The organism is Streptomyces sp. Rer75, from assembly GCF_013414305.1.
Classification (GTDB): domain Bacteria; phylum Actinomycetota; class Actinomycetes; order Streptomycetales; family Streptomycetaceae; genus Streptomyces; species Streptomyces himastatinicus.
Genome location: NZ_CP058693.1, coordinates 7,456,495 through 7,476,052, shown reverse-complemented (window position 1 = coordinate 7,476,052; position 19,558 = coordinate 7,456,495). Strand labels below are relative to the sequence as shown.

Sequence of the window (19,558 nt, the reverse complement as noted above, 5' to 3'; positions counted from 1 at the left end):
CCAGGTGTCGCCACCTTCGCACGCACCACTGACAACGGGCGCCGGGCCCGTCAACCGCCCGACAGGGCGCGGGCGGTCTCGTCGCACGCGATCGAGGAGACCGCGAGGTGGAACGGGCACTCGGTGGTCCGCGACGGCGAGGCCTCGCGGACCGTGAGCGCCAGCCGCTCGCGCAGCTCGGCGGCGGCCGTCTCGTCGCCCTGGGCCTCGCGCAGGGCGATCAGGCCGCGCAGCGGCAGCGCCTCGGCGTAGCGGCGCTTGGACAGGCGGGCGGTGCGCAGCGCGTGTTCCCAGCGGACCTGGGCGAGCACCGCTTCGCCGCGCTCGGCCGCGACCACGCCGAGCATGGTGAGGTCATGGGCGGCGCATTCGGGGCGGTTGTCGCATCGGTAGCGCTCGGAGGCGCGCAGATGCAGCCGCTCGGCCTGGTCGAGGTCGCCGCGGGCGCGGGCGGCCAGCGCCCGTACGGTCTCCACCTTGGCCAGCAGATAGCCCTCGGCGCTCTCGCGGGCGTAGGTCTCCAGGGCGTCGGCGAAGGAGGTGGCGTCGTCCCAGTCGCCGTCGCCCGCGGCCGCGCAGGCGAGCACCGCCTTGGCGTAGGCGGCCTCGTGTTCGGCACCGATGAGCCGCAGTTCGTCGTGGGCGGCGCGGAAGGCGCGCACCGACAGGGCGCGCTCGCCCAGCCGCTCGTACGCCATGCCGGTCATGATCTGCGCGGTGGCGGCGGAGTGCGGGTCGAGGGTGGTCAGCAGCTCCCGGGCGGTCATGGCGGAGGTGAGGGCGGCGCGCCGCTCGTCCTCGGCGACCAGGAGTTCGCTGTGGAACAGCTGCCACACCCCGGTCTCCCAGCGGTGGCCGTGCTCGTCGAGGGCGGAGACGGTCGCCCGGGCCACCTCGCGCGCCTCGGCCAGCCGCTCCTGGCGGACGTGGGCGGTGAGGGCGAGCGCTCCGACCAGGGTCACCACGGCGGGGTCGCCGCGCTTCTCGGCGGCGGGCAGGGCCTGGCGCAGCAGTTCGTCGTCGTCCCCGGCGCGGCGGATGTTGACGCCCAGCCAGCCGCACCAGGCCAGGGTCTCGGCGTACCAGTCGGCGGTGGGCGGGGTGGATTCCAGGGCCCGCAGCAGCCGCCGGTGGCCCTCCTGGCGCTGGCCCGCGGCCATCCAGTAGAGGGAGAGATGGGTGGCGATGCGGGAGCCGAGCAGCCGGTCGGCGGGGTCGGCGCTGTCCTGGAGCCAGTCCAGGCAGCAGGCCACTTCGGGGGTCACGGCGGTCATCTCGGCGAAGGCGGCCGGGCCGCTGCCGGTGCGCAGCGCGGCGTCGGTGCGGTGCGCGAGGGCGGCGACCCAGTCGGCGTGGCGGCGCAGCGCGCCGGTCTCCTCGCCGCGCTCGGCGAGCGCCTGCCGGGCGTACTGGCGCAAGGAGACCAGCATCCGGTAGCGGGGACTGCCGGGGCCGGGGTCGTAGACCAGCAGCGACTTCTCGGCGAGCAGGGCGAGGGTGTCGCCCGCGCCGGGCCCGGCGACCGCCTCGGCGGCGTCGACGGTGAAGGGCGCGGCGAACACCGACACCGCCCGCCACACCTCCCGCTCCTCGTCGGTGATGAGGCGGTAGCTCCAGTCGAGGGCGGCGCGCAGGGTGCCGTGGCGGGCGTCGGCCGAGCGCAGCGGCACTTCCAGCAGCCCGCGGCGGGTGCGGAGCTGGCGGACGATGACGGGCAGCGGGGTGGACGCGGCCTTGGGGGCGACGAGTTCGATGCCGAGCGGAAGCCGGTCGACGGCCTCGCACAGGTCGCGGACCTCGTCCCAGTTGGCGGCGCGGGCGGCGGGCGGGGAGACCCTGGCGAGCCGGTCGAGGAAGAGCCGGATGGCGTCCTGGTCGGTCAGCGGCCGCAGGGCGAGGCGGGATTCCCCGGCGACGCCGAGCCCTTCCCTGCTGGTGGCCAGCACCCGCAGCCGGGGGCAGGCGTCGAGCAGGCGGGCCGTGAGGTCCGCGGCGGCCTCGGTGAGGTGTTCGCAGTTGTCGAGGAGCAGCAGGCATCGGGGGGCGCGGTCGATGGCGAGCCGCATCCGGTCGGCGAGGGTTTCGGCAGGGCCGGGCGCGATGCCCAGGGCCGCGGCGACGGCGCCGGGTACGTCGGCGGGTGAGCAGGGCACCAGGTCCACCCGCCAGACGGTGGCACCGGCCTCCTGTTCGCGGGCCGCGGCGGCCAGGGACAGCCGGGTCTTGCCGATGCCCGCGGTGCCGGTCACGGTGACCAGCCGGGCCTCGGCCAGCTGGGCGGCGATCGCGGCGAGTTCGGGGCCGCGCCCGACGAAGTCGGCGCCGTGCGGGAGGCCCGGGTGGGCGGTGGCATCGGCCGCGGGGCCGCGCCGCGCGCGCACCGTCCCGGGCGCGGTGCCGGTCGCCGTCGCGGTCCCCGTGCCCGTCCCCGTACCGGAGAAGCCGCGCAGGACGGCCTGCTGGGCGGCGCGCATCTCGCGTCCCGGCTCGATGCCGAGCCGCTCGCGCAGATCGGCGCGCGCCGCCCGGTACACGCCGAGCGCCTCGGCCTGCCGGCCGCACGCCTGGAGCGTGCGGATGAGCAGGGCGTGCAGCCGCTCCCGGTCCGGGTCGGCCCGGGCGGCGGCCCGCAGCGCCTCGACCAGATCGGCCGGATCCGCTCCACCGGCCGCTCCCCCGGTCACCCCGCCCGCCGCGGCGTGCGCGGCGAGTTCGGCGTCGGCGCGCTCTTCGAGGACGGTCAGCCGCAGCGCCTCCAGCCGGGCCCGCTCCGCCTGGACGAACGGCAGCGCGGGCAGTCCGGCGAGCGGGGTCCCGGACCACCGGTCGAGCGCGGCGCGCAGCAGGGCCGCCCGGCGGCCGGGGTCCTCGGTGGCGCGGGCGCGCGCCAACTCCCCGTCCAGCAGCCGCACATCGACGGTGTGCCCGGTCAGGTCCAGCCGGTAGCCCGCGGGACCCGTGACCACCAGGCCGGGGGCGTGCGGCTGGAGGGCGCGGCGGAGCTTGGCCACCGCCGTGTGGAGGGCCGCCATCGGGTCCTTGGCTCGTGCCCCCGTCCACAGTTCGTCCAGGATCCGGCCGGTGCTGACCGCCGAGGGGGCGTGCAGCAGCAACAGGGCCAGCAGGGCGCGCGGCCGCGCTCCGGCGACGACGAGCGCCATGCCGGAGCCGTTACGAACCGTGAGGTCGCCGAGTAATTCGAACTCCATGGGTGATATCGGACCATGGGACGGGTACGGCTGTCCCGCGAACCGGCCCGGACCAGCCGACACGGACGGCCCAAACGGACAGACGGCGGACAGAATTCGGACAGACCGGCGGAGGATGCTGCCTAGGGGGTGTCTTGCCGATCAGGCGGTCGACACGAATCTCGACATGAGGAGCGCCGTGCTGCGGCTCGCCTTCAGTACGCTTCGCGCCCGGCGTTCCCTGTTCGCGGGGTCACTCGCGGCGGTGACGCTGGCCCTGATGCTGCTCACCTCCGCCGGGATCCTGCTGGAGTCCGCGCTGCGCGGCCACGGCGAGCCGAACCGCTTCCACGGGGCGTCCCTGGTGGTCGCGGGCAACGCCGACGTGGGCCTGGACGGGAAGGAGCACCGCCCCGGGTTCGGCGACGTGGAAGCGCCGCTGGTGCCGCGCCCGCCCGTTCCGGCCCGGCTGGTGGAGACGGTGCGCGGCGTGGAGGGCGTCCGCTCGGCCGTCCCGGACCTGGCCTTCTACGCGCAGGCGGTGGGCTCGGACGGCAGCCCCGTCACCCCCGAGCAGAGCACCCGGTCCTTCGGCCACTCCTGGGCGAGCGCGCGCGTCACCCCGTACACGCTGCGCGCGGGCAGGGCCCCGGCCGCGGACGACGAGGTGGTGGTGGACGCGGCCACGGCGCGCCGCGGGGCCTTGCGGGTCGGCGGCCCCGTCACCGTGCTGACCGGGGCCGAGGGCCGCGATACGTACCGGCTGAGCGGCATCGCCGCCGGGCCGCGCGGCGGGCTGACGAAGGATCAGTCGGCGCTGTTCTTCGCCCCGGACACCGCAGCCCGGCTCGCCCCGGACGGCGACCGGGTGCACGCGATCGCGGTGACCACCGCCTCGGACGCCGATCCGGAGGCGGTGGCGAGCCGGGTGCGCGCGGCGCTCGGTGCGGGCCCGGCGGTGACGGTGCTGACCGACACCGGCGAGACCGAGGTCTCCTCCAGCGATGTGCTCTTCATCGACACCCTGGTCTTCGTGGTGTCCATGGGCTCTCTGGCCGTGTTCGTCGCCCTGTTCGTGATGGCCGGTGGCTTCGCCTTCGCGATCCTCCAGCGCTACCAGGAGATCGCACTGCTGCGGGTGGTCGGCGCCACGCCCCGTCAGATCAAGCGCATGCTGGGCTGGGAGACGCTGCTGGTCGCGATCGTCGGCGGGGTGATCGCCATCCCGGCGGGCGCCGCGCTGGCCGGGCCGCTGGCCGACGCGCTGGTCTCGCTCGGGATCGCGCCGGAGGAGCTGAGGGTCGAGGTCGGGCCGTGGCCGCTGGCCGGGGCCGCCGTCGCCGGGCTCGTCATCACCCGGCTCGCCGTCTGGTCGGCCGCGCGCCGCGCCGCACGGGTGCGCCCGGCCGAGGCGCTGCGCGAGGCGGCGGCGCCGGAGCGGCGGATGCCGCGGTCGCGGCTGCTGACCGGGCTGGCCTTCCTCGTCTTCACCGGGCTGTTCCTGGCGTTCGGCATCTCGATGGGCGGGCTGTCGGGGGCGGGGCTGGCGTTCGGCGGCGTGCTGACGCTGCTGATCGCGGCGGCCGCCCTCGGTCCCGCGCTGGTCCGGCCCCTCACGCCGTTTGTGGGAGCGCTCCTACGAGCCTTCTCCCGGCGCACCGGGCAGCTGGCGCTGGCCAACACCACGGCCGCGCCGCGCCAGGTCGCGGCCGCAGCGGTGCCGATCGTGCTGATGGTCGGCTTCGCCGTATCGGCGCTGTTCATGCAGACCACCCAGCAGAACGTCGCGGCCGACTGGGCAGGGCAGCGGCTGACGGCCGGTCATGTGCTGCTGCCGCAGAAGGCGGAGGGGCTGCCGCCGGGGCTCGCCGAGGAGGCGGCGCGGCTGCCGGGCGTGACCGCGGTCTCCTCGACCAGCACCGCCTGGGTGCGTACGTCCGTGCACACCGACGAGGCGGAGAGCGTGACCGCGCGGGCGCTGGGCGCCGACGACAACGTGACCCGCGCCCTGGACATCCACCTCGAGGACGGGGATCTGCGCGGGCTGACCGCCGGGCGGGCGGTCGCGGTCAGCGTGGAGCAGGCCAAGGAGTACGGCTGGAAGACCGGCGAGCGCATCCGGCTGCGGCTGCCCGACGGCACCCGGCGGGAGCTGACGATCGGCGCCCGCTTCGACCGCTCCCTCGGCTTCGCCGACCTCGTCGTCCCCGCCGCCGTGCTGCGCCCGCACACCCCCGACCCGCTGCTGGACGCCGTCTACCTGGTCACCGGGCCGGACCACCGGCCCTCCCTGGACCGGGACCTGGCGCGGCTGACGCAAGCCTGGCCCTCGGTCCGGGCCGCCGACCGCGACCAGGTCGAGGAGGCCGGGGCCGCGGGCGCGGTGGACGAGACCTGGCCGGTCTATCTCTTCAGCGCGCTCATCGCCGCCTTCACGGCCCTCGCGCTGGCCAACACGGTCGTCATGGCGACGCTCGTGCGGACCGGGGAGTTCGCGACGCTCCGGCTGATCGGGGCGACCCGGCGGAACGTCCTGGCCCTGGTCGCCTGGGAGAGCGTGGTCGTCGCGGGCTGTGGAGTGCTGCTCGGCGCGGCGGTCGCCGGGATCGTGCTGTCCGCCACCAGCCTGGCGCTGACCGGCGGCGTCCACATCAGCGGCCCGCCCGGATTCCTCCTCGCCGCGGCCGCGGGCGCGGTGGCGCTCGCGCTCGTCTCGGCCCTGGTCCCGGCCTGGCGGATGCTGCGCGAGCGGCCCGCGCGCTGAGTGACATCTCTGACGACGCGATGAACGACCATGGAGAGGAAGGCATCTGATGACGCTGCCGGATCAGACGGCGCGCATGACCACGCGGGGCACGCTCCCCGCCATGCGGCTGGAGAACGTGACCAGGCGCTACGGCCGGGGGGACGGCACGGTCCACGCGCTGCGCGGCGTCACCGTGGCGCTGCCGCCCGGGTCGTTCACCTCCATCATGGGGCCGTCCGGCTCGGGCAAGTCCACGTTCCTGCGCTGCGCCGCCGGGCTTGACCGCCCCACCTCCGGCGGGGTCTTCCTGGGCGACACCGAGATCAGCAGGCTGCGCGAGCACAAGCTGACGCTGCTGCGGCGGGAGCGGATCGGCTTTGTCTTCCAGTCGTTCAACCTGGTGCCGTCGCTGACCGCGAAGGACAACATCCTGCTGCCGTTCCGGCTCGCCGGGAAGCGGCCGGACCGCGACTGGATGCGGGACGTGGTGCACCGCACCGGGCTCACCGAGCGGCTGGGCCACCGGCCCGCCGAGCTGTCCGGCGGCCAGCAGCAGCGGGTGGCCGTCGCCCGCGCCCTGGTCACCCGGCCCGAGGTGGTCTTCGCCGACGAACCGACCGGCGCCCTGGACCTGTCGTCGGGCCAGGACGTGCTGCGGCTGCTGCGCGACGTGGTCGACGGCACCGGCCAGACCCTGATCATGGTCACCCACGATCCGGGCGCCGCCGCGTACGCGGACCGGGTGCTGTTCCTCGCCGACGGCACCCTGGTCGACGCGATGGAGAACCCGACGCCGCAGCGGGTCGCCGACCGCATGGCCCGGATGGGGGCCTGACGGTGCTGCGCCTCGCTCTCGGCGGAATCCGGCACCACCGGTACGGATTCATCGGCGCGCTGTGCGCCTCGGCCCTGGCCGCGATGCTGCTCGCCGCGTGCGGAGTGCTGATCGAGTCGGGGCTGCGGGCCGTCCCGGAGACGGATCGCTTCGGCGCCACGGCGGCCGTCGTCCGCATGGATCCCGACCTGGTCGTAAGGACCGGATCGGGGCAGAACGTCGACCATGAGCACTATCCCCTGGACCAGCCGCCGCGGATGACCGAACGGGCCGTCGACGCGGTGCGGGCGGTCGACGGCGTGGGCCGGGTGGTCGCCGACACCCCGTTCTACGCCCAGGCCGTCGGCACGGACGGGGTGCCGCTGGCCGGACCGGAGGACGGGCCCGCCCAGGGCCACGCCTGGGAGGCCGCCGCGCTGACCCCGTTCACGCTGCGCTCGGGACAGGCTCCTGGCGCGGACGACGAGGTCGCGGTGGACGCCTCGGTCGCGGCCCGCGCACACCTGAAGGCGGGCGACACCGTACGGGTCGTCACGGACTCGGGCACCCAGCGGTTCCGGGTCTCCGGCGTCGCCGCGCCCAGCGGCCGGGACGCGCTGCCCGACCAGTCGGCGCTGTTCTTCTCCGCGGCCACCGCCGAGCGGCTGTCCCGGGCCGGCGGCGAGGCCGCGGCCGTCGGCGTCTTTCCCGCGCGGGGAGTGGACGCGGACGAGCTGGCCGGGCGGCTGAAGCAGGCGCTCGACGAGCCGGGCACCGACGTGCTCACCGGGGACGCACGGGCGGAGGCGGGGGCGCCGGAGACCACGCGGCAACTGGACGACGCGACGCTGCTGTTCGGGCCGATGGCCGGGTTCGGCGGCTTCCTCGCCGTCTTCGTGCTCGGCGGCACCATCGCCCTCGGCGTCCTCCAGCGCACCCATGAGATCGCGCTGCTGCGGGCGGTCGGGGCGACGCCCTGGCAGGTCCGGCGCGTCGTCACCTGGGAGACGGTGCTGGCCGCGTGTCTCGGGCTGGTGCCCGGGTTCGCGCTCGCGGTGCCGCTGGCCACCGTGGTCCTGGGGACGCTGCGGGACCGCGGCTCGGTGCCGTCCGCGTACGAGCTGGTGGTGGGGCCGGTGCCGTTCCTGATCGCGGCGGCCGCGACCCTGCTGCTCGCCCTGCTCGCCGGGGTCTTCGCCGCCGGGCGGGTCGCCCGCATCCGGGCCGCGGACGCGCTCCAGGAGGCGGCCGCGCCGCGCCGGATCATGCCGGTGACCCGGCTGCTGCTGGCTCTGGTGGCGCTCGGCGGCGGGATCGCGCTGTTCCTCGCCACCCAGCACATCGGCGGCGAGGTCGGGGTGGCCTTCCAGTACCTGGTCGTGATGCTGCTGATGGGGGCCGCGGTGCTGCTGGGCCCGCTGCTCACCCGGGTGCTGGAGCCGCCGCTGGGCGCCCTGGTGTCCTGGATCGGCGCCACCGGACGGCTCGCGCACGCCAACTCCCGCACCTCGGTGCGCCGGGTGGCGTCGGTGGCGTCGGCGCTGATGCTCACCACGACGATGGCGTGCACGGTGCTGCTGGTCACCGGGTCGCTGAACCGGATCACCGCCGAGCAGACCGACCGCCGCACCCGCGCCGATGTGGTGCTCCTGCCCCGGGACGCGCCGGGGCTGCCGCCCGATGTGGTGGCGGCGGCGCGCCGGTTGCCGGGCGCGGAGGCGGTGGCGGCGACCCGTTCGACCACCTTCGTGTCGTACGTGCTGGGCACCCCGGACGTCCTGGGGGCGCAGGCGCTGGACCCGGCGGCCGCGGCCAAGGTGCTCGACCTGGGGCTGCGGGAGGGTGCGCTGACGAGCCTCGCGAAGGACGGCACGGTGGCGGTCAGCCGCACCCATGCCAAGGAGCACTCGCTGCACGTGGGCGACCGGCTGCGCGGCTGGCTCGGTGACGGTACGAAGGTGTCGCTGACCGTCGGCGCGGTATTCGACCGGCCGCTGGGGCTGGGCGACATTCTGCTCTCCGAGCGCTATCTCGCCTCCCATATGCATCAGAAACTGGACGACTCGGTGCTGGTGCGGGCGAAATCGGGTGAGGAGAAGCGGCTGCGGGAAGCGGCCGCGGCGCTGGTGCGCGACCATCCGACGGCAAAGGTGACGGATGTCGGGCAATACGCCTCCGCCACCCGCACCGCCCTCGCGCAGAACACCACCGGCACCTATCTCGTGCTGTCCGTGCTGGTGATGTTCACGGCGGTCTCGGTCGTCAACGGACTTCTCATGGGAACGGCCGAGCGGGCGCGGGAGTTCGCACTGCTGCGGCTCCTGGGCGCGAGCCGGGGACAAATCAGCCGCATGCTCTATCTGGAGACCTTCATCGCGGTCCTGATCGGCGCCGCGGTCGGCACGGCCATCGCTTGTGCGGGCCTCGCGGGGGCCAACGGGGCGCTCACCGGATCCATGGAATTCAGCATTCCTCCCGGCGGCTACACCCTGGTGCTCGCCGGAGTCGCCGCACTGGCCCTGGTGTCCACGGCCCTTCCGGCCGCATTGGCCCTGCGCAATCGGGCGGACGGAGCCCTTCCGGCGGCCTGACGCCATTTCACAGCGGACTAGAAAACCAGTTCGCAACCGGCGCCAAAGTTCGATTCAAGGCCGGCGCCGCACCATAGAAAGCGCAACACCCCAATGAGCCGTCACAGGAGGGGGATTCCTGGTGCACCTCATGGAGATCTTGCGTTACCGACCGGTGCCGGCCTCCGCCGTCTTTTTCGGTATCACCCGAAGGTGCCCGCTGCACTGCAAGCACTGCTCCACCAGTTCCATGCTGGACAGTGAGGAATATCCGGAGCAGATGTTCCGGAAATTCGCGGAATCCTTCACACCGGAAAACCGGCCGGAGTTCGTGCTCATGTCCGGGGGCGAGGCCCTGCTACGGCCCCGTCTGGTACGGGAGATCGCCGAACTGGCACGTGCCGCCGGGTCCCGCTCCCACGTCCTCTCGGGCCTCTACTTCGCGGACCGCGGCCGCATTCCACGGCCGCTCAAGCGGGCCATCGACGCGGTCGACCACTTCTCGGCCAGCCTCGACCGCTTCCACGAGGAGGAGGTGCCCCGGGCCTCGGTCTTCCGGATCCTGCGGGAGCTGCTGGACGAGGGCAAGGACGTCAGCCTCCAGCTGACCGGCCTCGGCCCGGACGATCCGTATCTCGCCGACATCACCGCCGAGGTGCGGAGGGTCTTCGACGACCGGGTGCCGATGCTGGTGGCCCCGATCAGCCCGCACGGCCGCGCCGACGCCTGGCTGCTCAAGCGCATGCCGCTGCCCAAGTCCACCGTCGACCCCTCGCCCTGCGCGGTCTCCGCCTGGCCCGTGATCGGCTTCAACGGGCAGGTGACGGCGTGCGGCAACCAGGACGTGATGGACGGCAAGGTACCGCTGCCGCCCCATCTCTACCTGGGCCACATCGCCCGCGACGACTGGCCCGCCATCAAGCAACGCGCGCTGGAGAACCCGATGGTGCGGGCGATCCGGGCCGCGGGACCCGAATACCTGATGGACCGCCATGGCCGCACCGGCGAGGCCAGTAGCGGCGGCAACGGCGGGAGCATCGGCGACGGCTGCGGCAGCGCCGGATACTGCGAGACCTGCTGGGTGCTCTCCAAGGACACGGCAGTACCCCGGGCGGTCCGGGAGCTGGCCGACCGGCCCGCCACCCGGCTGATCGAGCGGCAGACCGAATCGCTGCTGGTGGAGGCCGGACCGCTGGCCTTCGCCCGGCAATACGGCATCGCCAAGTACGCCGACCTGGTGTCCCTGGGCCACGATCCGTCGCGCAGAACACCCGCGGGGAGCCTGGCATGAGCCGGCTCGGCCACCGGGAGGTGCTGAGCATCCGGCGCACCCGGGGCGCCTCGGTGCTGCTGTTCATCACCGACCGCTGTCCGGTGGGCTGCGCCCACTGCTCGGTGGACTCCCGCCCGGACAGCCCGCGGATCACCGACCACGCGCTCTTCGCCTCCATCGTCGACCGGCTCGCCGCCCTGCCGGAGTTGCGGATGGTGGGCATCTCCGGCGGCGAACCCTTCGTCGAGCGGCGCGCCCTGGCCCTCGCGGTCACCCGGCTGGCCGCCGCGGGCAAGCACGTGGTGCTCTACACCAGCGGCTTCTGGGCCCGCAGCGACCACGCCCCGCAGTGGATCCACCGGGTCCTGGAGCAGTCGGCGGCCGTCTACCTGAGCACCGACGCCCACCATGTCGCGAGCCAGGGGCCCGAGCGGTTCCGGAACGCGGCGCGGATCATCGCCCGGCACGGGCTGCCGATCGTGGTCCAGGCCATCGACGAGGGCGACACCCTGGACCGCACCCGCGAATCGCTCGCCGCGGCGCTGGGACCGGACTGGGCCGACCACGCCGAACTGGTGCCCACCCACGGCCTTCCGCACGGCCGGGGCGCCGGTCTGTACGCCCAGCCGGTGCGGCACTCGGGGCGCTCCTTCGGGCCCTGTGACGTCGTGGACGCCGCGGTGGTGCGCTACGACGGCCGGGTCACGGCCTGCTGCAACGAGTCCGTGATCATGGGTGCGGGCCCGGCGGCGCTGCGCCGGGACTGCGCGGACGGCTCCGATGTGGCGGCCGCCGTAACCGACTTCACGAACGACGCCTTCTTCACCGCGCTCGGGACCGTCGGACCGGGACCGCTCACCGGCCTCCCCGGCTTCAGCGACCTGGCCGACCGGCAGTTCTCATCCATCTGCGGACTGTGCTGGACGATGACGAAGCGCAGGTCCGCGGGAGAAAGCGACCGGATGCTGGCGGCGATCGCCACCCTGAATTCCTAATCCACGGGTTCATCCACGGGAACATCACGGAAAAGGCGTTCTGATATGACACGGCACAGCCAGGCCCTGCGCGCCAAAACCGGCCTCCTGCTCCCCCAGCTCATGGCGACGACCCGCAGGCTATGGAATTCCCCGCGGCTGAACGAGCTGTATCCCGAATACCTTTGCATGCTGCACAGTTCCATTCGCTCGACGGTGCCGCTGATGGAACGCGCTGTGGCCCGCTGCCGGGAACTGGCCGACGACGATCCGGTCGCCGCCGCGCTCGTACCGTACTTCACCCGGCACATCCGCGAGGAACAGGGCCATGACGAATGGCTCCGGCAGGATCTCGCCGCGATCGGATGCGATCCCGACGAGCCGCTGCGCCGCCTTCCGACCGCTTCCGTGGCCAACCTGGTCGGCGCCCAGTACTACTGGATCCAGCATTATCACCCGGCCTGTCTGCTCGGCCACATCGCGGTCCTGGAGGGAAATCCGCCGTCCACGGAGCTGGTGCCCGAGCTGATGCGCCGCACCGGGTTCCCGCGGACCGGTTTCCGCACCCTGGAGCGCCATGCCGCGCTCGACATCAAGCACCGCGACGAACTGATGCGCACCCTCGACGAGGCGCCGCTCACGCCGGAACTGGTCACGGCGATCGGGCTCAGCGCTCTCCATTCCATCGACGCCGCCAACAACGCGCTCGCGACGGTGCTCGATGCCCATCCGGCAATGACGACCGCCAACGCCTAGGTCCGAGGAGGGACATGGGGGACGGGAGCGGCAGATCGCCGCCCGAACAAAAAGGCAACGGCGCGACCCGAGAATTTCCCGCACCACACACCCTACGAAGGAGATTCACCATGTCGTTCGACGCTCTCAAGGAACTGGCCGCCGCGGGGCACAACTTCAAGGGCGCCAACCCGCAGCAGCTGGAGGCCATCTCCTCCCTCAGCCAGGAGGAAGTGACCCTGCTCAACTCCATCAAGCAGCGCCTGGACTCCGCCGAGGACGTCGTCCCGCACGGCGTGGACGCCCCGCTGAGCGGCGCCTTCGTCTGGTAATCAACCGGACACCGTGATGAAAAGGGCCCAGGCGGTGTACCGCCTGGGCCCTGCGGCCATTGCCCATACCACCCATCGCCTATGTGACGGCCGCCAAAAATTAACAACGGGCACCAAAAATGACGGGGAAGGAAACGCGGGGATATGCAGTTCAGTGTGCTCGGCCCGCTCATCGCCACGACAGCGACGGGATCCGTAACCCTGGGTCCGCACAAACAGCAGCTTCTGCTCGCCGCACTCCTGTGCCGGCCCGACCAGGTCGTCTCCGTGGACCTCTTGGTCGACGCCCTGTGGAACGAGGACCCGCCGAAGAGCGCGGCCAAGAACATCCAGGTGTACGTCCACCATCTGCGCCGTACGCTCGCGGCGGCCGACGAGACCGCCCGGGTCGTCCACCAGCGCCCCGGCTACCGGCTGGCCATCGACCCCGAAAAGATCGACACGGTGCGCTTCGAGCACACCGTCGACCTCGCGCGCCGCGCGGCCACCGCGGGCGATCCGGCCCGCGTCGACCGCCTCACGGGCGACGCGATGGCGCTGTGGCGGGGCCGCCCCTTCACCGGTCTCGAAGGCCCCGCCCTGCTGGAGGACGAGGCCGCCCGCCTGGAGGAGCGCCGACTGTCCGCGCTGGAGGTGCTGTTCACGGCGCGGCTGGGCCTGGGGCTCTACCACGAGGTGCTGGAAGAGGTCGAGCCGCTGATCCTGGCCCACCCCTACCGGGAGCAGCTGCGCGCCCAGTACATGCAGGCCCTGCACGGGGTGGGACGACAGAGCGACGCGCTCATCGCCTTCGACGACGCGCGCCGCCTGTTCTCCCTCGAACTCGGTCTTGAGCCGGGCACCGTCCTGCGCCGCCTCCAGCAGGACATCCTCGCCGGCACCTCCCCCACCCCCGCACCGCGCGACTCCCTGTGCGCGACGCCCCCGCCGGCCGCCCCCACCGGCCGGGACACCGCCGCCGTCCAACTGCCGCCCGGCCTCGCCGACTTCACCGGACGGCGACGCGAGCTGGCCGACCTGTTCCCGGACGTCCAGGCCCATACGGCGGAGGCGCCCGCCCCCTGGCAGATCACGGTGATCACCGGCCGCCCGGGGGTGGGCAAGTCCTCGCTCGCGGTGGCCGCCGCGCACGCCGCCGCAGGGGCGTTCCCCGGCGGCCGGTACTACGTGGACCTGATGGATCCGCAGGGCCGCCCCAAGGACGCCTCCCAGGCCCTGGCCGAACTCCTCCAGGAACTCGACCACGCCGCCCCTCCCCTGTGCGAGCTGAGCGAACTCCTGTGGCGCTACCGGGCCCACGCCGACGACGCCGATCCGGCGCTGGTGGTGCTCGACAACGCCACCAGCGCCTCCCAGGTGCGGCCGCTGCTGCCCAACTCGCCCGTCTTCACCACCGTCGTCACCAGCTGCACCCCGCTGGCCGGGCTGGACGGCGCCCACGTCGTGGAGCTGGACCCGCTGCCCCCGGACGACTCCCTGGCCCTGCTGCGGCGCATCGTCGGCGCCCAGCGGGTCGCGGCCGAACCCGGGGCCGCCCGGCGCATCGTGGAGGCGTGCGAGGGGCTTCCCCTCGCGCTGCGCATCGCGGGCGGACGGCTGGCCGCACACCGCCGCTGGCCCATGGAGGGGCTGGCGGACGCGCTGGAGTCGCCGGACCGGCTGGACGAGTTCGCGGTCGGGGACGTCGATCTGCGCAAGCGCCTGATGCGCGGCTACGCGTCCGCCGGGGAGGCGGACTGGTCGGCGGTGCGGCTGCTCGCCCACGAGGGCGAGTTCTCCTTCCGGGAGGCGCTGCACCGGCTCGGCGCGGGTCCCACCGAGGCCCGGCGGGTGCTGGGCAGACTGCTCGACGCCCAGCTGATCGGCTTCGCCCCCGACCCCGGCCCGGACGGCCACTGCCGGTTCCGGCTCCCCCGCCTGGTGCTCGACCTGGCCCGCGACCAGATGCGGGCCGACGTGGAGCTGCTGGGTCTTTGATTCGCCCCTTTTTGCGGCGGTTCGCCTCCGGGGCGCCTCAGCCGGTGTCGACGGTCGACCGTGCTCGACTCCTCGTTCCTCGGAGTCTCCGCGCGCTCTCCCTTTCGACACCGGCGCGCCCCTTCGGCTCTCTCGCCGGAAGAACGGGGTTGCCCGAGCACAACGGGCGCCCTAGGTCACCCCTCCCCGCTCAGCAGCTCCTCCAGCGCCCCGACCAGCCGCCGTCCGGCCTCGCGACGTTCGCCGCGCAGCGCGGCCAGCGCCCGTACCAGCCGCTCCGCGCCCAGCTCTTCCGCACCCAGGGCGTCCGCGCCGGGCCCGCCCTCCGCCGGGCGGGTCCGGCGGCCGTGGCGTACCAGCCGCAGCGCCACCGACGCCTGGGCGCTGAAGAGCGCCAGCAGGTCCATGGCCGCCAGGGTGGTCCGTACCTCCCGGCTGCGGTCGAGGACTTCGAGGACGCCCAGCACCTCGTCCCCGTGCAACAGCGGCGCGGCCATCAGCGCCCGCGGGACGTAGTCGGTGGACTCGGCGAGGTCGCGGGCGAAGCGCTCGTCCTCGTCCACGTCGTCGACCTCGATGGGCTGACGGGACTGGAGCACCCAGCCCGCCACGCCGCGCCCCGCCGGGAAGCGGCGGCCGACGAGATCGCCCTCCCCCTTGCCGGAGACGGCCTCGAAGACCAGGGCGCCGTCCGCCTCGTCCAGCAGGAAGATGGAGCTGGCCTGGGCGTCGAAGATCGCCCGCGCGGTCTCCACCACGGACTGGAGCAGCAGCCGGTGTTCGGCCTCGGGCTCGTACGCGGTCATCTAGGCCCTCCTGACGTTGGCCGAGGCGAGGAAGAGCGCCTGCTTGACCTGGAACGGCGTCATGTCCGGGTGTGTGCCGAGGATCCGGGCGCACATCCCGGCCACGTGCGGGGTCGCGAAGCTGTTGCCGGTGCAGCGGCGGGTGGTGCCGCCGGGCCAGGCGGCGGGGACGCGGACGCCGCGGGCGAAGAACTCCACCGGTGGGGCGGGGTTGTAGAGCAGCAGATCGGGGCGGTCCTCCTCGTGGCTGCCCACGGAGATCACCGAGGAGAACCGCCACGGGAAGCTCTCCACCGGCATGTTGTGCGCGGAGGCGACGAGCAGGCTGCGGCCGAAGTAGGCGCGGTCGGCGATCTCGTGCAGGGCCTGGGCGAACTCCCGGCGGGTCGTGGACAGGCTCATGTTGATCACGTCGTAGCCCTGGTCGACCGCCCAGCGCACGCCCTCGATCAGCGCGTCCCCGGTGCCGCGGTAGCCGGAGCGCAGCACCTGCACGCTGTGCAGTTCGCATTCCGGGGCCATCATCCGGATGATCGACGCGCAGGCGGTGCCGTGTCCGCAGGAGTCGCCCCCTTCCGTCCCGACGACCTCCACCCCGCCGCCGACCGCGTCGCGGACCGTGTGCGAGGACGCGACGGGGCCCACCGCGGGGTGGCCGACGTCCACCCCGCTGTCCAGGACGCAGACGCGCACGCCCCGGCCGTCGCCGCCACCCCAGGCCCACTCGGCGCCGCCCGCGCCCGCCCAGTCGGTGCGGATCTCGATCTCGGCGCGGTCGCGGCCGAGGAGGCTCCAGGTGAGCCGTGCGCCGGTGGTCGTCATGTGCCCGTACCCCCGCGTGTGTCCGGGCCTCCGAGCGGGCCCGTGTCCCCGAGCGCGGCGGCGAACGCCGAGGCCCGTGCCGCCCCGACCAGATGGCCCTTGGCGGTGAAGCGGCGCCGCGCCTCACCGGCCGCGGCCACCGCCTCGCGCTCCCGGCCGAGGGCGGCGAGGGCCTCGGCCCGGTCGAACTCCGCACCGGCCAGGCACACCGGCGCATCGGTCCTGCGGGCCGCGTCGAGGGCCCGGTCGAGGTGGCGGGCGGCGGTGGCCTCGTCGCCGTCCGCCGCGGCCAGCCGGGCGCGGATGCCGTGGACGTCGGCGGCGGCCGCGGGCAGGGCGTCCAGGTCGGTGTCGAGCAGCCCGCCGACCAGCCGCGCCACCTCGTCCTCGGCGCCGCCGCGGGAGAGCAGCACCCGGGCCAGATCGCGGGTCGCGGTGGCGTGCAACTGCCCGTCGCCCAGCCGCTCCAGCTCGGTGCGGGCGGCGCGCAGCAGCCGTATCGCGTCGTCCCAGCACCCCGCCGACTCCTCCACCGTGGCCTGGAAGAGGTGGACGGCCGGTACGGCGAAGAGGTGGCCGAGGTCGCTGAGGGTGCGTACGGCGTCGGCGAGCAGCCGCCGCGCCTCGGTGTGGTCGCCGCGCATCGCCAGCAGGGCGGCCATCGGGCAGGACACCGTGGCCCGCGCCATCCGGCGACCGGCGAGCAGATCGTCCAGGAACGCGCCGCAGCGGCTCAGCGCCACGGGCGCCGGTTCCGGGCCGAGCCACAGGGAGACGGCGAGCGCGCCCAGGATCCCGGCGCGCTCCAGACCGGCCCCGGCACGCACCGATTCGTGCAGGGCGCGGGTCAGATGGCGGGCCGCCTCGCCGTGCCGGCTGCGGCTCTGCCGCTCCTGGCCGATGGCCAGCCAGGCGCGGGCCAGGCCGAGCGCGTCGTCGGATCCGGTGAAGACGGCGACCGCGTCGCGGGCCGCGTCGAGGACGGTGCCGAAGCCGTCCGCGCCCGGTTCGAGGTACGCGAGCTGGAGCCGGACCCGGGCCTCGACGCCCCGGTCGCCCGCGGCGCGCGCGTCGGTGAGCAGCTGTCGCAGCGCGCCGACCGCCTCGGCCGCGTCCCCGGCGGCCAGCCGCGCCTCGGCGAGGGCGGTCCGTACGGCGAGCGCGGCGTGGGGCTGGGGTTCCGGGAGGGCATCGGTGAGGGCGAGCGCCCGGCGCAGCAGGTCGACGGCCCAGCGGACGTCGCCGCGGCCGAGCGCCGCGGTGCCCGCCGCCGCGAGGTGGTCGGCGGCGCGGGCGCCGGTGCTCCGGGCACTGGCGTCGGCGGGGCCCAGGTCCAGCCGGAGCCGGAACGCCTCCTCCAGGTGGGTGCCGATGGTGTGGTGGCCGTCGGGGGCGCGTTCGGCGTGGTACTCCGCGAACCGCTCGTGCTGCCGGGCGCGCACCAGCTTGGACATGCCGCTGTAGACCTCGTCGCGGATCAACTGGCTGACGAAGCGCCAGCGGGCCGCGCCGGGCTCCGCCGGGGCGTGCGCCCCGGCGGCCTCCAGGAGGCGGCGGCGCACCAGGGTGCGGACCGCGTGCTCGACCGGACCGGCCCCCGGGGGCAGCAGCGCCGTGAGGTCCGCGGCCGTGAACTCGGCGCCGGTGACGGCCGCGCACTCCAGCACCGCCCGTTCTGCGGGCTCCAGCCGGTCCAGCCGGGCGGCGACGACGGCCCGCACCGAAGGGGGTACGAACCGGGGGTCGTCGCTCTCGCTGACCATCCCCACGATCTGCTCGACGAACAGCGGGTTGCCCTCGGAGCGGTGCACCAGTCGCTCCACGATCTCGTCGTGGGCGGTGGCGGTGGCGTGCGGCACCACCTCGGGGTCGGCCGCGGGCTCGTACAGCCGCAGCACCAGTTCCCGGCAGTCGTCGGCGGCGAGCGGCGGCACCACCAGCGCGGTGGCGTTGAGCTTGCCGCTGCCCCAGTGGGGGTGGCGCTCCAGCAGATCGGGCCGGGCGACGCACAGCAGCAGCACGGGGGCGCCCTGGACCCAATCGGCGAGGTGGTCGAGCGCGCCGAGCAGGTCCTCGTGCGCCCAGTGCAGATCGTCCACGACGGCGACCAGCGGCCGGGTCCCCGCCAGCGCGGTGCACAGCAGTTGCAGCGCCCAGCGCGTCTCGTCGAAGGACGTACCGGAGACGCCGGTGCGGGCGAGCCGCGCCAGCGCGGTGGCGGCGTCCCGTTCGGCCTCGCCGCCGCCCAGCACCTCGGCCAGCCGCGCCCGGGGGTTCGGCCCCAGGGGGTGTCCGCACAGTCCCGCCGGGCCCGCGACGCCTGGCACGCACGCTCGCTGCGTTGTCGGGCCAGTCCAAGTAGGCCCGCCCCCAGACTCCGTCCGGGAGGTGCCCCCACGAGGACGACCCTCCGCCTTGCGATCGCACGCACCAGACGCCGCGGGCTGACCCGACGCGACTGTGCGGACACCCCCTAGCGCCTGCGTCAGCAGCGGTGCGAGCGGGGCCAGCGGCCCGGCGCTGCCGTACGGCGGGCAGTGGGCGCCCGCCACCAGCGCGCCGTCGCGTTCCGCCTCGGCCGCGAACGCCCGCGCCAGCCTGCTCTTCCCCACGCCCGGGTCGCCGAACAGGGTCACCAGATGGCAGGACCGGTCGCGGACCACCCGGGCGAACGCCATGCGCAGCTGGGCCAGTTCGTCGCCCCGGTCGACCATGGGGGCGCCCGGCGGCCCGGCGAGCGCCCGCGCCTCGTCCCGTATCCCGGTCAGCCGCCAGGCGGGCACCGGCTCGGACTTGCCCCGTACGGTCAGCGGCTCCACTTCGGTGGTCTCGGCGTGTGCCGCGATGAGCCCGTGGGTGTCGGCGCCGATGAGGATCTGCCCGGCGGGGGCGTGCTGTTCGAGCCGGGCGGCGACGTTGACCGCCTCCCCGGACACCAGGGCGTGGCCCGCGTCGGCGGCGCCCGAGGTGACCACCTCGCCGGTGTGGATGCCGATGCGCACCGCGATCCGGGCCCCGGTCTCGCGCTCCAGCTCCTCCCCCGACTCCTCGACGGCCGCCAGCATGTCGAGCGCGGCGCGGGCGGCGCGCAGCGCGTCGTCCTCGTGCACGACGGGGATGCCGAAGACGGCCATGACCGCGTCCCCGATGAACTTCTCGACGGTGCCGCCGTGCCGCTCCAGGCAGGCGCGCAGCAGGTCGTAGTAGCGCAGCATCACATGGCGCAGCGCCTCCGCGTCGAGCCGCTCGCTGAGCGCCGTGGAGCCGACCATGTCGCAGAAGACGACGGTGATGGTCTTGCGGCTCATGTCGTGCACGGCG

The 19,558-nt window shown here is 74.3% G+C and carries 12 protein-coding genes; 8 read left to right on the top strand and 4 right to left on the bottom strand.

Going from position 1 to position 19,558, the window contains the following annotated elements:
* Positions 1 to 50: 50 nt before the first annotated feature.
* Positions 51 to 3,209, bottom strand: a complete 3,159-nt coding sequence (locus tag HYQ63_RS32160) for a BTAD domain-containing putative transcriptional regulator (RefSeq protein ID WP_179937304.1) — start codon at positions 3,207 to 3,209, stop codon at positions 51 to 53.
* Positions 3,210 to 3,375: 166 nt separating this feature from the next.
* On the opposite strand from HYQ63_RS32160, the gene HYQ63_RS32155 reads away from it, so the two are divergent.
* The 8 genes from HYQ63_RS32155 to HYQ63_RS32120 all read left to right on the top strand — a co-directional run bounded on the left by HYQ63_RS32155 (position 3,376) and on the right by HYQ63_RS32120 (position 14,609).
* Positions 3,376 to 5,952, top strand: coding sequence for an FtsX-like permease family protein (locus tag HYQ63_RS32155; protein WP_179937303.1), 2,577 nt, complete (start codon positions 3,376 to 3,378; stop codon positions 5,950 to 5,952).
* Between the two features lie 49 nt (positions 5,953 to 6,001).
* On the top strand, positions 6,002 to 6,769 hold the full coding sequence (locus HYQ63_RS32150; protein WP_257232277.1) for an ABC transporter ATP-binding protein: 768 nt from the start codon (positions 6,002 to 6,004) through the stop codon (positions 6,767 to 6,769).
* 2 nt (positions 6,770 to 6,771) lie between these two features.
* Positions 6,772 to 9,339, top strand: coding sequence for an FtsX-like permease family protein (locus HYQ63_RS32145; protein WP_179937302.1), 2,568 nt, complete (start codon positions 6,772 to 6,774; stop codon positions 9,337 to 9,339).
* 130 nt (positions 9,340 to 9,469) lie between these two features.
* The gene (locus HYQ63_RS32140; RefSeq protein WP_179937301.1) at positions 9,470 to 10,609 is read left to right on the top strand and encodes a radical SAM protein; all 1,140 of its coding nucleotides are present in this window, start codon (positions 9,470 to 9,472) and stop codon (positions 10,607 to 10,609) included.
* Positions 10,606 to 11,586, top strand: coding sequence for a radical SAM protein (locus HYQ63_RS32135; RefSeq protein ID WP_179937300.1), 981 nt, complete (start codon positions 10,606 to 10,608; stop codon positions 11,584 to 11,586). The genes HYQ63_RS32140 and HYQ63_RS32135 overlap by 4 nt, the downstream gene beginning before the upstream one ends.
* 102 nt (positions 11,587 to 11,688) lie before the next feature.
* The gene (locus HYQ63_RS32130; RefSeq protein WP_257232276.1) at positions 11,689 to 12,321 is read left to right on the top strand and encodes an iron-containing redox enzyme family protein; all 633 of its coding nucleotides are present in this window, start codon (positions 11,689 to 11,691) and stop codon (positions 12,319 to 12,321) included.
* A 110-nt stretch (positions 12,322 to 12,431) separates the two neighbouring features.
* Positions 12,432 to 12,632 (top strand): aroma-sacti cluster domain-containing protein, encoded by a 201-nt coding sequence (locus tag HYQ63_RS32125; RefSeq protein WP_039937244.1) that lies wholly within the window; start codon positions 12,432 to 12,434, stop codon positions 12,630 to 12,632.
* Between the two features lie 144 nt (positions 12,633 to 12,776).
* The gene (locus tag HYQ63_RS32120; RefSeq protein WP_179937298.1) at positions 12,777 to 14,609 is read left to right on the top strand and encodes a BTAD domain-containing putative transcriptional regulator; all 1,833 of its coding nucleotides are present in this window, start codon (positions 12,777 to 12,779) and stop codon (positions 14,607 to 14,609) included.
* A 176-nt stretch (positions 14,610 to 14,785) separates the two neighbouring features.
* On the opposite strand, the gene HYQ63_RS32115 is transcribed toward HYQ63_RS32120, so the two are convergent.
* The 3 genes from HYQ63_RS32115 to HYQ63_RS32105 are packed head-to-tail and all read right to left on the bottom strand — an operon-like array spanning position 14,786 to position 19,545.
* Entirely contained in the window at positions 14,786 to 15,415 is a 630-nt protein-coding gene (locus HYQ63_RS32115; protein WP_179937297.1) for a GAF domain-containing protein, read from the bottom strand.
* Positions 15,416 to 16,237: a S8 family serine peptidase gene (locus HYQ63_RS32110; RefSeq protein ID WP_179937296.1), complete on the bottom strand. Its 822-nt coding sequence runs from the start codon at positions 16,235 to 16,237 to the stop codon at positions 15,416 to 15,418. It lies immediately after the preceding gene.
* A complete protein-coding gene (locus tag HYQ63_RS32105; RefSeq protein ID WP_257232676.1) occupies positions 16,234 to 19,545 on the bottom strand; it encodes an adenylate/guanylate cyclase domain-containing protein in 3,312 nt (1,103 codons plus the stop codon). The genes HYQ63_RS32110 and HYQ63_RS32105 overlap by 4 nt, the downstream gene beginning before the upstream one ends.
* Between the last annotated feature and the right edge of the window lie 13 nt (positions 19,546 to 19,558).

Bases quoted from the DNA above. Each gene is read 5' to 3' on its own strand.
- HYQ63_RS32160 (WP_179937304.1), bottom strand. From the start codon at position 3,209: ATGGAGTTCGAATTACTCGGCGACCTCACGGTTCGTAACGGCTCCGGC.
- HYQ63_RS32155 (WP_179937303.1), top strand. From the start codon at position 3,376: ATGAGGAGCGCCGTGCTGCGGCTCGCCTTCAGTACGCTTCGCGCCCGG.
- HYQ63_RS32150 (WP_257232277.1), top strand. From the start codon at position 6,002: ATGACGCTGCCGGATCAGACGGCGCGCATGACCACGCGGGGCACGCTC.
- HYQ63_RS32140 (WP_179937301.1), top strand. From the start codon at position 9,470: ATGGAGATCTTGCGTTACCGACCGGTGCCGGCCTCCGCCGTCTTTTTC.
- HYQ63_RS32135 (WP_179937300.1), top strand. From the start codon at position 10,606: ATGAGCCGGCTCGGCCACCGGGAGGTGCTGAGCATCCGGCGCACCCGG.
- HYQ63_RS32130 (WP_257232276.1), top strand. From the start codon at position 11,689: ATGGCGACGACCCGCAGGCTATGGAATTCCCCGCGGCTGAACGAGCTG.
- HYQ63_RS32125 (WP_039937244.1), top strand. From the start codon at position 12,432: ATGTCGTTCGACGCTCTCAAGGAACTGGCCGCCGCGGGGCACAACTTC.
- HYQ63_RS32120 (WP_179937298.1), top strand. From the start codon at position 12,777: ATGCAGTTCAGTGTGCTCGGCCCGCTCATCGCCACGACAGCGACGGGA.
- HYQ63_RS32115 (WP_179937297.1), bottom strand. From the start codon at position 15,415: ATGACCGCGTACGAGCCCGAGGCCGAACACCGGCTGCTGCTCCAGTCC.
- HYQ63_RS32110 (WP_179937296.1), bottom strand. From the start codon at position 16,237: ATGACGACCACCGGCGCACGGCTCACCTGGAGCCTCCTCGGCCGCGAC.
- HYQ63_RS32105 (WP_257232676.1), bottom strand. From the start codon at position 19,545: ATGAGCCGCAAGACCATCACCGTCGTCTTCTGCGACATGGTCGGCTCC.